General features: G+C 55.7%; 16 protein-coding genes. 10 read left to right on the top strand and 6 right to left on the bottom strand.

Annotated elements, in window-relative coordinates:
- Positions 1-4: 4 nt before the first annotated feature.
- Positions 5-286, bottom strand: a complete 282-nt coding sequence (locus ACHUE7_RS16610) for a peptidylprolyl isomerase (protein ID WP_127559385.1) — start codon at positions 284-286, stop codon at positions 5-7.
- Positions 287-515: 229 nt separating this feature from the next.
- Between ACHUE7_RS16610 and ACHUE7_RS16605 the strand changes: the two genes are divergently transcribed.
- From ACHUE7_RS16605 to ACHUE7_RS16595, 3 genes are all read left to right on the top strand, one after another.
- A complete protein-coding gene (locus ACHUE7_RS16605; protein WP_394170998.1) occupies positions 516-767 on the top strand; it encodes a VF530 family protein in 252 nt (83 codons plus the stop codon).
- 126 nt (positions 768-893) lie between these two features.
- The gene (locus ACHUE7_RS16600) at positions 894-2630 is read left to right on the top strand and encodes a hypothetical protein (protein WP_394170997.1); all 1737 of its coding nucleotides are present in this window, start codon (positions 894-896) and stop codon (positions 2628-2630) included.
- A 96-nt stretch (positions 2631-2726) separates the two neighbouring features.
- Positions 2727-2960 carry a hypothetical protein gene (locus ACHUE7_RS16595; protein WP_394170996.1) on the top strand — a complete coding sequence of 78 codons (234 nt, stop codon included), beginning with the start codon at positions 2727-2729 and terminating at the stop codon, positions 2958-2960.
- Between the two features lie 8 nt (positions 2961-2968).
- Here the strand turns inward: ACHUE7_RS16595 and ACHUE7_RS16590 are convergent, their stop codons facing one another.
- A complete protein-coding gene (locus tag ACHUE7_RS16590; protein ID WP_394170995.1) occupies positions 2969-3886 on the bottom strand; it encodes an NAD-dependent epimerase/dehydratase family protein in 918 nt (305 codons plus the stop codon).
- Between the two features lie 93 nt (positions 3887-3979).
- Between ACHUE7_RS16590 and ACHUE7_RS16585 the strand changes: the two genes are divergently transcribed.
- Entirely contained in the window at positions 3980-4861 is an 882-nt protein-coding gene (locus ACHUE7_RS16585; protein WP_394170994.1) for a LysR family transcriptional regulator, read from the top strand.
- A 108-nt stretch (positions 4862-4969) separates the two neighbouring features.
- Positions 4970-5395 carry an OsmC family protein gene (locus tag ACHUE7_RS16580; protein ID WP_463559034.1) on the top strand — a complete coding sequence of 142 codons (426 nt, stop codon included), beginning with the start codon at positions 4970-4972 and terminating at the stop codon, positions 5393-5395.
- Positions 5396-5417: 22 nt separating this feature from the next.
- Here the strand turns inward: ACHUE7_RS16580 and ACHUE7_RS16575 are convergent, their stop codons facing one another.
- Positions 5418-6179, bottom strand: coding sequence for an FkbM family methyltransferase (locus ACHUE7_RS16575; protein ID WP_394170992.1), 762 nt, complete (start codon positions 6177-6179; stop codon positions 5418-5420).
- Positions 6180-6314: 135 nt separating this feature from the next.
- On the opposite strand from ACHUE7_RS16575, the gene ACHUE7_RS16570 reads away from it, so the two are divergent.
- Positions 6315-7622: a hypothetical protein gene (locus ACHUE7_RS16570; protein ID WP_394170991.1), complete on the top strand. Its 1308-nt coding sequence runs from the start codon at positions 6315-6317 to the stop codon at positions 7620-7622.
- On the opposite strand, the gene ACHUE7_RS16565 is transcribed toward ACHUE7_RS16570, so the two are convergent.
- Positions 7581-8579: a helix-turn-helix transcriptional regulator gene (locus tag ACHUE7_RS16565; RefSeq protein WP_394170990.1), complete on the bottom strand. Its 999-nt coding sequence runs from the start codon at positions 8577-8579 to the stop codon at positions 7581-7583. The two genes, ACHUE7_RS16570 and ACHUE7_RS16565, sit on opposite strands and share 42 nt — an antisense overlap.
- A gap of 135 nt (positions 8580-8714) precedes the next feature.
- On the opposite strand from ACHUE7_RS16565, the gene ACHUE7_RS16560 reads away from it, so the two are divergent.
- Entirely contained in the window at positions 8715-9362 is a 648-nt protein-coding gene (locus tag ACHUE7_RS16560) for a glutathione S-transferase family protein (RefSeq protein WP_394170989.1), read from the top strand.
- Positions 9363-9392: 30 nt separating this feature from the next.
- Here the strand turns inward: ACHUE7_RS16560 and ACHUE7_RS16555 are convergent, their stop codons facing one another.
- Complete coding sequence (locus tag ACHUE7_RS16555) at positions 9393-9800, bottom strand: DUF1801 domain-containing protein (RefSeq protein WP_394170988.1); 408 nt, start codon at positions 9798-9800, stop codon at positions 9393-9395.
- Positions 9801-9980: 180 nt separating this feature from the next.
- Positions 9981-10946 carry a zinc-binding metallopeptidase family protein gene (locus ACHUE7_RS16550; RefSeq protein ID WP_394171080.1) on the bottom strand — a complete coding sequence of 322 codons (966 nt, stop codon included), beginning with the start codon at positions 10944-10946 and terminating at the stop codon, positions 9981-9983.
- A 425-nt stretch (positions 10947-11371) separates the two neighbouring features.
- Here ACHUE7_RS16550 and ACHUE7_RS16545 point away from each other — a divergent pair, with 425 nt between their 5' ends.
- The 3 genes from ACHUE7_RS16545 (at position 11372) to ACHUE7_RS16535 (ending at position 14844) form a co-directional block, all read left to right on the top strand.
- Positions 11372-12181 (top strand): matrixin family metalloprotease, encoded by an 810-nt coding sequence (locus ACHUE7_RS16545; RefSeq protein WP_394170987.1) that lies wholly within the window; start codon positions 11372-11374, stop codon positions 12179-12181.
- Between the two features lie 449 nt (positions 12182-12630).
- Positions 12631-13713 carry a coiled-coil domain-containing protein gene (locus ACHUE7_RS16540; RefSeq protein WP_127559349.1) on the top strand — a complete coding sequence of 361 codons (1083 nt, stop codon included), beginning with the start codon at positions 12631-12633 and terminating at the stop codon, positions 13711-13713.
- Positions 13714-13734: 21 nt separating this feature from the next.
- Complete coding sequence (locus tag ACHUE7_RS16535; RefSeq protein ID WP_394170986.1) at positions 13735-14844, top strand: hypothetical protein; 1110 nt, start codon at positions 13735-13737, stop codon at positions 14842-14844.
- Positions 14845-14853 lie beyond the last annotated feature (9 nt).

Raw genomic sequence — 14853 nt, 5'->3', positions numbered from 1 at the left:
TGGCTCAGTCGGTGCGCTGAGTGACTTCCAGCAAGTGGTAGCCGAACTGTGTTTTAACCGGGCCCTGGACTTCGTTGACCGGGGCACTGAATACGACGCGGTCAAACTCGGGCACCATCTGACCGGGGCCAAAGGTACCAAGATCGCCGCCATTGCGGCCGGAGGGGCAACTGGAATGCTGCTGTGCCAGGGCGGCGAAATCTTCACCGGCGGCAATTTTTGATTTCAGGTCGTTACAGGTTGCTTCATCGGCAACCAGAATATGACGTGCTGCGGCTTGGGCCATGATTGTGCTCTCACTGTTTTGGGGCTTAAAGGAACGACAATATTACCATACGTATTTGGGGTACGGGTTCGTCAGTTGCGCTTTCGCTGCACAGAATTCCCGCGTCGCGGCCAGAGAGGGCTAAAACCAGAACACAGAACCCAGCCACCATGCCTCTATTGCCGCAGCCTACCAGGCAGGCTAACCTGCATTGATCGCAGTCGAGTCTGCCCGATAACGAGGCCCTAGCATGCCCGAGAAACAAGCCAATAATCCACTTCACGGCATCACGCTGGAAACCGTTGTGGTTCGACTACAGGGGCATTACGGATGGGAAGGGCTAAGCCAACGGGTCAATATCAATTGCTTCAAAAGCGACCCTTCGGTGAAATCCAGTCTGAAATTCTTGCGGCGAACACAGTGGGCCCGGGATCAGGTAGAAGCTCTTTATGTAGCAACCTTCGCCGCCTGGCCTTATGCGCAGGAACCGCCGCAACGGTAAATCCGCTCTGAGCAGCCCGACTTATTCAGAACTCCTCAAGCGGTGTTGCAGTAAAGAATGAGACCAACGGTTGCGATAGCGCTATATTAGTACCGACCTGCTTAGGCTCTGGAGAGGGAAATCCTGATGTACCTATCGAAGTCATTCTCGGCTCTTGTTGCCATGGCTGCGCTGGCAGGCTGTGACACAGACGGCGACCCAAACAGCAAAACCGTTTACATCAATGTTCCGGCTATGACCATCAGCGGCTCCTTTTCTCTGAACGGCGGCTCATTCCCGGCGTCACAATATGAACACGGAATAATCTCTCTGGCCGATAGCAACGGTAACGAAGCGCAACTTGGCAAAACGTACAGTGTTAGCTATCAGACCGAGGTGGTCGCTGGTAACTACCGAACGCAGTACAGGCATATTTATGGAGGAGCACAGGTTCCTGTTAACCGGGGCAAGGAGATCGAGACAGGGTTCTCTTTGCTGGAAGACCAGTCGCTGGATATCAACGCCACTGCGTTCCAGGCGCAATTTACCTTTACCCTCAATGGCGCGCCGTTTCCAGTGAGTGAATACGACGATGCTCTGTTCTACCTGCAGCCACAGGATGGCAGTGAACGAATACTGCTGGGCAACAGTCACGCTGTGATCCCCCCGGTATTGTTGATGCCTGGCGATTACGACGTGATTTATACGCTGGAGACGCCAGGGGCGACGGTACCGCTGAACCAGAACGCCATCGTCGGGCAGGTGGCAATGAACGACAGCGCCGTCAACGTAACCCTTGATGTAAAAGCAACGGACTTTCGTCTGTCGGCCACACTGGATGGTGTTGCGTTTCCAGTCAGCCAGTATAACGACGGCAACTTTCTGCTGGTATCGTCAACCCAGGATACGGTCGAGCTGGGCGACAGCTACAATCTGCCGTTCTCTGTGAGAGTCATTGAAGGCACTTACGACCTCATTTACCGCCACGAGACCGGTACGGCTGTTCCTGCCAATACTGAAGCGATTATCCTCAGTGGTCAGGAAATCAGTCAAAGCACCCCCACCGCTGAACCCAACATTCCGAGTATTCTCATAACACCCATCTATACACTGGACGGTTTGCCCTTCCCGATCAGCGAATACCAGGATGCAAACATTTACCTTAGAGGCACCAACCAGCACGATCTGTTTTTTATCGGCAACACGCACGACCCCGACCCGGCAGCGGTACGCATTATTCCCGGTACATACGATGTGATTTATCGTCACGAAACCGGTAGTTCAGTGCCACAGAATACCAATGCCGTTGTCATGCAAGCCACCGTACTCAACAGTTCAGGACAGCTGGCGATTGCCGTGCAATCAGCGATTGCAACCGCAACGTTCAGTTTGAATGACGCATCGTTCACAACCAACCCGGTACACTACGGTCGGTTTTTCCTGGAAGGGCCTGAGGAAGGTGACACAATATTTCTGGGTAACAGCTACAACGGCAGTGGCACAGTCCGCGTTATTCCAGCGACTTATGATGTAATTTACGAGCACGTGACCGGTAGTCAGGTACCAGGCAACAAACACGCTACCATCCTCAACGACGTGGACGTAAACGATACCACAGCACTGCCAGTGAACCTGGAGGCCACTCAAATAAACCCTTCGTTTACCCTGAATGGGTTCCCTTTTCCGGCAACTCTCGATGAACATGCGCTATTCGTGATGCACACAACAGGCATTGACAATGAGGTTGTCCTCGGAAGAAGTTTCTTACCACCAACAACCCTGTTCGCTTTAAACGGCAGCTACGAGGTATTTTACGAGTACATCGATGGTGCCACTATTCCCGTTAATGATCGCGCCAAAATACGCAACCTCACACTTCCTTAATGCTTCCTTAAAAGGCTCTCCCGGCGCTTCGAGTGAAAAATCCGGCTGAATGCACTATCTTGTTTACGCCAGAACATGTATCCGGAGGTCGAGGCGATGGCCCACTACACCATCATAGACGTTATCAGTAAGCCTAAAACAGAAGCGGGCTTGCAAAAGTACGATGTCACCATCGAAGATGTCAGCGGCAAAGTCATCACTAAAACGATCCTCACTCCACCCGGAAAATTCAGGGACATTATGAGTGAACACTATCCTGACGCCAAAATAATCTACTCTTTTGATACATCTGTTTTGGATGAATTCCTGGATCCGGAGCAGGATCAATAGAATAGACATCACGGTTTAAACAGCGTGTCTCGAACAATTACCGGTAATGCAGTTGCCTGCCGCCTGTCGCCCAGTTGCTGAATCATTTTTTCACCATTCATGATCACCGGTTGCCGCCACAGATAACGCATTTTCATCACTTCTTTCATCAGCGGGCTGACTAACGCTGCCAATCTGAGCCCCCACCAGGGAAAAGCCGACATCCTGGCGCTGACCCCCAGCGACTGAAAGGCGTTCTGCCAATCGGCTTTGCTCAATGCCAACCCGGGGTCGTGAAACACCTCCCAGTCGAGCAACGGCCCGTTCAGTAGTTTTGCCGTGTTCGTACACAGATCAGGCAGATAACTGTAGTAATGCACATGCTGGTCGTCGTGCGGCAGTTTCAGCCGGACCCTGCTTCCTTTAACCGAAGCCATCAGGTCCAGCCAGGTCATGGTTGTGTTCGGGCCGATAAAATCGCCAGCCCGCACGATCAATACCCCTGCCCCCTGCTCGCTGGCCCGGTGCAGCCGCTGCTCCATCTGCTGGCGAATGAGGCCCTTGTCGGTCGGCGGGTTCATGCGGACCTGTTCATCAACCGATTCAGCCTGCGGCGCATACCCATATACATTACCCGGGAATACCAGTTGAAGCTTCAGCTGTTCGGCCGCTCTTACAGCCGGTTCCAGCATGGCCAGCGCTTCCTGATGCCAGCGGTGGTACTGCGGATTGGCGGCATAGACCAGCAAGTCGGCCCCTCGTGCGGCCTGTAATACGGCCGATTCATCCTGAGCGCTACCGCTAATAACACAGTCTGGTTGTAGCCAGCCGGGCGCCTTGGCCGGGTCGCGCATCAGCGCGCGGATCCCCCAGCCCTGTTCACGCAGGGCGAGCGCCATCTGTGCGCCGAAATTGCCGGTAATGCCGATGATCAGTGCGGTTTTCATAGTGATTGTCCTTGCCAGTCAGAATTGATAGCGCCATTCTATTATTCATTTTGATATATAGAATCGACAATAATTGAGCATGGTAATACACATATGAATAACCTCGACTGGCAACACTGGCAGTACTTTCTCCATATTGCTCAGGCTGGCAGCCTGAACCGGGCCGCTGACGCACTGGGTGTTTCTCAGCCCACCCTGTCGCGGCACTTGCACACGCTGGAACAACAACTCGGTCAAACCCTGTTCGACCGCAGCACGCAGGGGCTGTCCCCAACCCGTTTCGGCCAAAGCCTAATAGAGGAGGCCGAACAGATGCGCACCTCGGCCCAACGGCTAGAACGCCTCGCCGCCGGGCAGGACCAGGCCGTGACCGGGCGGGTTCGCTTGTCGGCCAATGAACCGATCGCTCTGCACTACCTGCCCAGAATTCTTCCCGATTTTATGGATGCCAACCCGGCACTCTCGGTCGAGGTTGAAGTCACCAACAAAGCCACCAGCCTCGACAAGCGCGATGCCGACGTCGCCATCCGCATGTTCCCACCGCAACAACCCGACCTGATCGCCCGCCACCTGTTTGACATTCCATTGGGCTTCTATGCCAGCGCCCGTTATTTCGCCAAACACGGGAATCCAACAACGGTCGATGCATTGTTTAAACACCGCCTACTGGGGTATGACCGCGACAAACAATTTGAGAACGGTGCTGCCGAACTGGGTTGGCAGGTTCGCAATGAAGACTTTTACTTCCGTACCGACAACATGTCGCTTCACCTGGAAATGGCGCGCAACGCCGGTGGTATTGTGGGTACGCACCAGCAACTGGCGGTGGCGTTGGGGTTGGTGCCAATTGATGTAGAAATAACGCTACCGAAGCTGCCCCTCTATTTGTGCTGTCACCGGGATGTAAAACACAACCGGCGAATACGTTTGCTGATGGACTTTCTGGCAGAACGACTGGATTGCCTGTCGGCCTGATACTGTCGTGACCCGGATGTACAAAGAGTCATTACACTGGAATGCCTTGAATTTCGTTCACCTTAGCCTAACGTCTTAACCGTCATTCAACGCAACAGGAGATTGCTCATGAAACGCAACGCAAGCGCACATTGGGAAGGCGGCCTGAAAGATGGCAAAGGCACGGTTTCTACTCAAAGCGGCGTCCTTGACAAGCAACAATATTCCTTCGGAACGCGTTTTGAAAATGGCAAGGGCACCAACCCGGAAGAACTGATTGGTGCAGCGCATGCCGGCTGTTATTCAATGGCACTGTCGATGATTCTCGGAGAAAAAGACCTGACAGCCGACAGCATCGACACCAAAGCCGATGTAACGCTGGAGGAGGTCGACGGAGGGTTTGCCGTCACGGCAGTGCACCTCACCCTGACGGCCAGCATTCCAGGCGCCGATGAAAAGACGTTCAGAGAAGCGGCTGAAGCGGCCAAAAAAGGCTGCCCCATTTCGAAGCTACTGAACGCGGACATCACCCTGGATGCAATGCTGAAAGCATAAGGCACTGCGGCAACCGGTCGTGTTAGCGAATAGCCAGCACATCATGACACGGCCGCGACGACGTGCGAGTGAAGCCAGTGAACCCATGTGCCTGGAGCAGGGTTTTCAGCGCAGATTCCTGGCTCCACTCCGGATTAACTTCGTAAAACACAGCGGTTGCCTGCGCCAGTATACCTGCCTGACTCAAGGCATCGAAAACGATCTGTTCGTGCCCCTCCACATCCACTTTAATGACCAGGTCGACACAAGTAGGCAGCAATTCCCGTAACGCTTCAGGCCCCAACGTGGCGATGGTTTCAGTCAAGCGAAACCAGCCCGGTAATGCACGCAATGACGCTGCTCCACTGTGCCCGGGTTTCTTTGCAATGGTTGCTTTTCCGGTCGACAACGACACCGCCGCCTTCACTGGCTTCACGACATCATCAACGCCATTGATGGCAATGTTCGCTGTCAGTAGTGAGAAGGTGCTTGAAACCGGTTCGAATGCCAGCACCCGCTGACAGTTTGGATTCAAGCCAGCCAGGATCGAATACAAGCCCTGGTTCGCGCCAATATCCAGCATTGCAAAAGGCTGCTGCTGTTGCCGTAAAAAGTCGGCCAGGAAATGATCGTAAGCCCCTTTCGAACAAAAATGGAATGTCGCATCCAGCCAATTCTTGCGCAACAGAATGCCATACTCCGACCTCACATAGCCGGCCGGTAGTGTCATGGAAGGGCGGCGAATGCTGGGGGTACGGGAGTGATGTTGACGGGCAGATGCCTTTGCGCTCAGTAAGTCAGTCATGACGGTCTCCGCAGGCGTTTGCATTACCTTATGAACTTGTTGTTACCGTTTAGTGACCCTCGTCCGGTGTTGTTAACAGGCAGCATCGAAAAGCCCGGCTATACTGCCCTCACTCGCTTACAGGGAGGGCGTATCGTGCAGACGACTACTTGGTGTTTGGTACGGGGTTTTGGCTTGGCCATCACGGCCGCAACGATGTCGATATCCGTGCCAGCAGAGGAAACCCGGGAGCTCAGCAGTCAGGCTTTGACCATCAGTGCCCCAGCTGCCTCCACCCAGTTCCAGCAATTGCTTGAACGACGCGATTTCGGCGGTCGCCAGGTAGAGATTACCGACTTCCAGGGACGCACGATTGTTCGCGACGCCCAGTCTCCCGAGCGTTACGCCCAGCCGGTATTGCCCACCCTGAATGCTACCGGTGCTGTATCCCAGTTGATCGTGCGGCCAGCGGGTACGGTAACGGTCCGCCTTACCAGCGAACCCATTGACCTGCCCGGTGGTGTTGCCGTCACCCGCTTTGATGAAGCCAATTCTGCCGTATCCGAAGGCTGGTTTCAGCCCACGCTGGAAGCCAGCCCGGTGCCAGCGGTGTGGGACAGTACCCTGGGTCGATACCGAATGCGCCTGTCGCTGGGTCTTCGTGGCGACAACCTGCCTGCGGGCGCAACCCTGCAACAACCGGTTACCGTGCAATTCGGCTTTCGCGGCCTGAACGCCGATCCCTTTGAAGCCGTCACGCTGGAGCAGACCGGCATCGCCAACGAAAAGCATCTTGAGTTTCTGTTCCTGCCTACCACAGGGCAGCCGGTGCTGGAGCTGCGCTCAGCGATTACCGATATCGACTATCCGATTGAGGCCATGCCAAGAATTGCCCTGCGGCCAGTGAATGATTCCATGGTGGGACTGGGCCTGGGTGAAACCCTGGTACGGGTCGTCCGCTTGCAGCCGGACGGCACCGAAGCCAATGTCCTGAACAACCTAAGAGCAACGGTTGAAGTGACCGCCGGTGGCGCTGTTCCCGAGCCTTCAGTGCTCACCTTTCAGGACGGGGATGCCAGGTTCATGCTCCGCTCACGCGGGCTGGAAGACGTGACGGTTCGGGTGACCGCAGGCGCCCATTCAGACAGCATCACCATACCGCAACGGTTTCCCACCACCCCGGTGCTGGCCGCACTGCTCGGTGGCGCTGTGGGCGGGTTTTCCCGACGGTTTAGCCGAAACGCCTCGGGTGGTTCCGGCATCGCCCGCATCGCCGAAGGGTTGGCAGTCGCGATCATCGCCTACGTGGCAGGTGTGCTGGGTGTGGGTTACCTGGGCTTGCCAGTCGCCGTCGTCAGTACTGAAGCCGGTGCCTTCCTGACCGGTGCCCTCACCGGCTTCGCCGGCGTGACGGTCATTGAATTACTCAGCAAGCGGCTCACCCCCGACAGCAGACCCGGATGAACGGTAACGCTGGGCCAGGTGTGAGACCAGGTTTTCCATCGCCCAGCGCAGGTGGGGCGGGCCAATGACCTCCAGCTCCGCGCCAAACCGTAACAACTCGCCACAACCGTGAGACGGGTTGCCCACGGGCATGGTAACGCGATGCCAGCCTGTCGCATCGGCCGGTTCGACAATCGTATGGTCGAGCACATAGCTGGTGCAGAGAAACTCCATGATTTTCACGCCGGTGGCCGACAACCGTACCTCGGCCACCACGGGAAACTGCAGGGCCTCCATCCGCCGCAGGCTGGCTTGCCAGAATTCAGTCAAATGAAAGTCGGCCGGTCGTTCAAACACCGTTTCCCTCAGCTCAAGTGCTTCTATCCGGGAGACGCGGTAAGTTCGAATGTCCGCCCCCACCTGAGCCACCAGATACCACTGCCCACCCTTCAACACGACGCCCAGCGGGTGAGCCTCACGCTGACGCACCCCCTTCCAGCTCTGATACGACATGCCAACCAGCCGCTGCTCAAGCACCGCAGTCATCAACTGTGGCAAGTGCTCTGCTTTTTCATCATCAGAAAACCAGCTGGGTGCGTCCAGCAGAAAACGGCTTTGCAGCCGGCTTGCTTCCCGTCTCATGCCTTCTGGCAGCGCCGTCATCAGTTTCAGTTGGGCATCAGCCAGGGTCGACTGCAGGCCCATCTTCTGGGCCGGGCCTGTCAAGCCGGCCAGAAACAGGGTTTCCGCCTCTTCGGCCGAGAGGCCATTCAGACGTGTGCGGTAGCCGTTCAGCAACTTGTAACCGCCCTGAACCCCCTGCTCGCTGTAAACCGGCACCCCCATTTCACTGAGCGCATCGATATCCCGGTAAACGGTACGCACCGAAGTCTCACAGACCTGCGCCAGCTCCGTTGCGGTCACTTTGTCGTGGGTTTGCAATGTCATCAGCAGCTTTAATAGCCGGCCAGCTCTCATGGCGTAGGGTCTCTTGAGCAGTGTCGGAAACTTTTTTCAGTATAGCGTTTATACCTGACACAAGGTGTCAGGTTTAGTCACTACCATAACTCGTGCTGTACCACTGACACCCAAGACCACCCAAGGAGACCGACCATGAGCAAAGACACCATTCTTCTATACCATGCACCCCAAACACGCGGCACCGGCATCTGGTACCTGCTGGAAGAGCTGGGCGTTCCCTACGAAATGAAGGTCCTGAACCTAAAGAAAGGCGAGAACCAGGAGCCGGAGTTTCTGGCCATCAACCCATTGGGCAAGTTCCCGACGCTGGTTCATAACGGCATGGTGATTACCGAGCAGGTTGCGTGCTACCTCTACCTGGCTGACCTCTTTCCTGAAAAGGGTCTGGCCCCCGGCCTGAATGACCCTAAACGCGGTGCCTATTTGCGCTGGATGGCGTATCAGGGCAGCAGCTTTGAACCCGCCGTTGTCGACCGTGCCCTAAAACGAGAACCGGGTGATCCGTCCATCATGCCGTATCGAAGCTTCGAGCAGATGCAAAGCACCCTGTTCGATCAGATTGCCAAAGCGCCTTACTTGCTAGGTGATAAACCCTACGCTGTCGACTTTTTCTGGGGGATGACGCTGAAATGGTGCCGTCAGTTCGGCATGGTAGACACCAATCCGGTGGTTGATGCCTATATAGACAGCATCATATCGCGCCCGGCCTATATCAAGATCGAACAGCAGGACCAGAAACTGGCGGACGAACAGGCTGCCGCGCAAACAGAAACAGCCTGACGCGGGCGTTCAATTTACAGAGTGACTGGCTCAGCAAACGCCGAGCAATGGCAGATGCTTGAGGCTGTGATACTTCAAAGCAACCTCGATGCAATGCGCTAACGGCAGTTGTCTGATATCCGCACTGACGGGTATCACAACTGCCCGTTTACCTTCAAAGCGGAACTCACCCCGATACCGCTCTTTGAGCGTTTCGATCATGCGGGTCTGGCAGTGAAAGAACAGCTTGATCGCGTCCGGGTCTTCGGGCTTCCAGTCCACCCGAATCGGGGTGCCACCCTTTACCTGAAAACTTGCTTCACCCCACTTTAGGGTTTCAGCAACCTCACCCAGCTCGTGCTCGGCTGCCTGTGCCAGAATGAGATCACGCACACGTTCAAGCTGCTGCCTGGCCGGGCTTGGGTAGCTGTCGAATTTGGCTTTGATGTCTGAATTCACCGTTACATTTTCCCTTCGCAGGCTGTTGAAATTCAAAGAATTTCAGCCGCCTGTTACCGGAACATGGACGTTCCGGCAAAATTGATGACTGTTAAGTCATTGATTTTGCGAGAGAAGCAAAAATCGCAATTTTTGGTTCTCGTGTTTTGAAAAAGGCAGGAAGCCTTTTTCAACAACCTGCTAGAGCCCCAGCGCTCCCCGCCGCAGCCAATCGTGTACAAACGCCAGTTTATAACGCGCGTGCTCCGAGAGCACGAAGGGATACAGATCCGACAGTCCCATGGAACGGTTAACATGGTTGACGCCCACGGTAAGCGACGCGGCGACGCGAATCAGCCGCTCTGCGTCGGGTTCCGAATAAGGGTCCCAGCCCGAATCAGGTATCTGTGGCGACGACAGGCCGGTCGCCACAAAGCTGTCGGCAATGTCGGTGAGGTGCAACAGATGCGCCGCGGTTTCCGCGAAATCTTCATGCGGATGGGATGACGCATAGCTGGTCAGGTAATGTTGTCGCCACTCGGCCGGCGGCCCATTTTCATAGTGGTACTGCAGCGCTGCCTGATAGTCGATGCGTTCATCGCCGAACATGGCGCGAAACGCGTCCAGAAAATCCTCCCGCAGGCTCAGGCGCCACCAGAGCATATGAGCGATCTCGTGACGCATATGGCCGATCATGGTTCGATACGGCTCCTGCAGGGCTTCGCGGCGGGTGGTGACCAGAATCGGGTCGACCTCTGCGACACTGATGGTCACCACGCCTTGCGCATGGCCCATTGGCACCGGGGTTGGCCCTTCCGCCAGCAAATGAAACACCGGCGGCGCACCCGGATCTTCCGGTCGGAACCAGTGCCAGCGGCCCAGGTTATCCAGCGCCCAGCGCTTGGCGGCCTCGGTTTGCGCCCAGTTGGGAATGGCATTGGGGAGCGTCGGATCGGGCGCCAGCGCAGTCATGGCACAGGATCGACAAAACGCCCCCGGTTTCGGGGCTATCCAGTTACAGCCGATTTTCTCCCGGTTCGCACAGAACGGCGGAGTTGGCAAAAAAGCACGTGCCTGGGGGTCATAGGCAACGGGGGTGCCTTCGGCGGTGGTCAGGTTATCGAACCAGAGCGACCCGGCACCCACCGGGTTGGCAAACACTCGCATATTGGACCCTTGCAGTGGAGCATGAACTTCCATAGTGAGGGCGAGCCCCACCCGACTACAACCGCCACACCAATATCGTGTTACCGGCAGCCGCGCATAACCGGCAAGCAAACGCTACTCGCCAGACCCGACTGCCCGAAACTCTGGCCCTTAACACTTGGTAACGCCCGGTAACAACACAGTTCGCTAAGATCAATGTCTTTGATTGACCCCTCAGATGATTGCCGATAACGTGCGCTTTCGACTTGGGTTGTGAGATCGAGCGTCGCTTACCCCCCTTTTTAGTGTGGGCCCAAGTTAACGCTATGTCCGTTCGGTGACGCACCGACTCGTTTCGTAGTCCTGTACTGGAAACCCATGAGCGCCCCATGCGTTCTGGCTGCTTCATTACCAGTGCTTTCAGGAATCTCTGTTCGGAGATTGCAGTGCGAACAGCATCGAATGCACGACTCTTTTTGCGGGCGCTGGCGACTGCCTTGCTACTTCCATTGACGTTACCCCTGTTTGCCGAAGACGATAAAGGCGGCTATCGGCTGCTTGAACTCGACGGCTACAAGGTTAAGTGGGGCGAGCAAACGCTTGGGGCCGGCGCGAGCATCAGCTATGCCTTCGCTGATGCCTCAATGCAGTTCGACAATGCACGCAACTGTCGTGAACTGGTGCCGATGGCTGCGCTGACCGGTCACGCCCTGTCAGTTGACGTACTGGAGCGCGAAGCCACTGCCGCATTTCGAGCCTGGGAACGCGCCGCCAATGTCACCTTCCATAAGATCGACGACCCCCGTGAAGCCGATATCGTGCTCGGTGCTCAGGGCCAGCCCGTCGGAACGGCCTTCGCCAATGTAACCTATCTGCCAGGCTCCGAAGACAACGTGCGCCTCATCGATCAGGCGCTCGTTTGCCTGAACCCCGAGAAACAGTGGAAAGTCGGATTCGATGGCGATAAAGACGTTTATGACATCCGCTATACTCTGATTCATGAAATTGGCCACGCCATTGGTCTCGACCACCCGGGACCGGAAGGTCAACTCATGGGCTTTCGTTACACAGAAGCCTTCGCTGACCTGCAACCAGGTGACCTGCGCGGCATTCGCCAGCTCTATGGGCCTGCCGCCGACAAAGACAGACTCGCCGTTGTCGACACGGACACCCATCCTGCGGAAACGCAGGCTGATCACGTATCCTCGGCAGATGCACCTGACGCGTCCAGATCAATGCCCTTTAATGAGTTGTAGCTGTACTTCGATAACCTCGCTCCGTACAAAGTCGAAGCATTCTCACCGAGTGGATTTAACATCTGCAGCGTAGGTTTTTTTAAAACATCTTGAGACCCTATATCTCTCGGGTCTCAGAGCAGAAACCAGCCTGGGCACGATAAAAGCGAAGTCCATCACAAATCATGGCATTGGCATCCGTTCCCTGTTTCCATGCACAGAGTTTTTCCCTTATCTTCTGCCCCTATCCCGACATGACTGTCGGGCTTTCACACGCTTCCGTTCAAGGATTGAACAATCTGCCGGAACTCTGTCTGGGATCAGTCGACCACGTTCCCAGCGAATAAGGATATCAGCTGTATCGACACACCTCGTTTACACCACACCCTAATTGCGCTTTTAGAAGGCTGGCCATCGCCCCGCTTTCCCTTGCCTAACCCCTGCGAATCTGACTCAAAAAGGAGAACGCTATGAGTAATATCGATAGTGCCATGGAGACGGTCAAGTCTCAGATCGAACAAAACCGCCAACGGCAGAAAAAAGTCACCTCTGTGCTGCAATCGGGTGAGAGTAAAGTCGGTGAACTGGGGGTCGGCCTTGATATCGAAAACGCGGAACTGGAAGATGTTCAGCTCCAACAGGAAGCAATGAACGGCAATATCGCCGAGCTTATTGTCGAACTGGATGAAGTCACCGCCGGCTTTGGTAAACAGTTCGACACCATGCGTTCAAAAACCATGGGCGAAAAACTGATTGGCTTTCTGTCTTCCCACAAGTCTGAATCCATGCGTGCCAGCCGTATTCGCAATACCAACATCGACAGCAAGCTGGCAGACCTTATTGGCAAATCCAATGTCATTATCGGTTTGCTGCAGGAACAATTGAAAGAGCTGGAAACCCAGCAGGTGAAAGTCTCCGACAACCTGAGCGTGGTTCTGGCGCAAAGGGGCGATGTGGTTTCCGAGCTGGAGCAGATCAGGAACCAGCTGCAACAGATGGACCCGGAAATCATCCGTCTGGAAAACAAAATTTCCATGGAAGCCGATGCCGCCAAGCGAACGGAGCTTGAAAGCGAGTTACAGAACATCAACGAGACCCACAACGAACTGGTGCAACAAGAACAGGTGAAACTGGCGCTGAGCCAAACCCTGGAAAAGTACATCAAGATGGGCCAGACCTTTGTCGATTCCCTGCAGAACCAGGTGGCCACACAGATGGTACTGGTCGACAAGCTGCAAACGGATACCGAGCAGCGCGTATTGCTCTACGATGCGCTGAACAAATCCCTTAAAACCGCCCAGCAACAGGATGTTGCCCACCGCATCAATGATATTGGCTCGGCCGTCGATAATGAGGCACAAACCACCATGGCTCATATTGGTGCTGCCACCAATCAGCGCATTGCTGAAATGCTCGAAGCCCACGAAGGCAACATGGCCTTTAGCCAGATGGTGCAGGAACAGAAAGCGAAAGCGGACGAGCGCTTTGCGCGTCGGTTTGCAGCGGTTATGGAACGGCACGATCGTGCCAACTACACGGCCAGCGCAGACTGATCCATCGCAAAGGATTGATTCATGCAAGCAAGTGCACAGGGGTTTGAACCCCGCCTGGCCCCGCACTATTTCGCCACGGTGGGTGCTGTTACCCAGGCCCTGATCGAACTGATGGCCACGGAGGCTCCCGGTGCACCGGGGGCTCACAATGCCACCGGCATCGTGCAGGAATATCTGCGCCAGCTGGCCCACAGTCTGGAGTGCTTCAGGTTGCGCAATGCGATGACAGGGCGCGTACCCGAGCATTACTGGCCCTCGGAATTCAGTGTGTACAATGGCTTGCCCGTCAGCCAGCAATGGCTGGAACTGGCGGGCGACTTCGACGTAGCCCAGGCAAGCCTGGCAAACAGCGATACCGTCGCGGAACTGGAAGAAAAGATTCTGGATCATTGCCTGAATCAGCGTTCACTACCGCGCGAGCTGCAGTTTCGGCTGTCTCAGCGGTTGTACCGCGAGGCGCTCACACTGAAGCCCTGCTTTCTGCCACGCAATACGCCGCAATTAACCCTGGTGTCGAAAACCCAAACGGTTCCCAGACGGTATCTGCTGCACTGGGCGGTATTCGACTCCGAGCGAAACCTGCCCAATCTTTATTTCAGCCTGATCGAGGAAAGCGGCGCCGTCCCGCTCCACGAAGATGAGAGGCGCTGGCACGCCTACCGGGAGGCATTGCTGAACCAGTCTCTGTCGTCCCTGACCTTGCTGACCATTGCGCACGGTCTGGACGAAGACTTTCCCGATATCCACCCCCTGACGCTCCGGCGTATTCATGCCGGTCCCCTGTACCTGCACGAATTCACCAGCCACTCCGATGCCATCCACCGGGTTTTGGCGGAGCAGGCGGGCCGCCCGGGTCAGGACTGGGTATTTGAATGGACGGTGGAAACCCTGGTTTCAAAAGACAGCCGCCAGGTATCGCGCGGGCTGTTCCGCAGCGGACGGCGAGAAACCTACCACATCGATGCCTACCGCCCCGATCTGGTCTCCGCCGGTGCCTCTTCAATCGATCGCTACATGATCATGCCCATAGGGCCATACCAGAGCATGCGTTCGCTAAACGACGAACGCCTGAATGCCATGACCAAATACGTGGTGGGACCGGAAGGCTCACTGCTGCACCGAATTCAATAGGGAAGAACG

This window comes from Saccharospirillum alexandrii, from assembly GCF_043641555.1.
Classification (GTDB): domain Bacteria; phylum Pseudomonadota; class Gammaproteobacteria; order Pseudomonadales; family Natronospirillaceae; genus Saccharospirillum; species Saccharospirillum alexandrii_A.
This window is presented reverse-complemented; position numbering and strand designations above follow the sequence as displayed.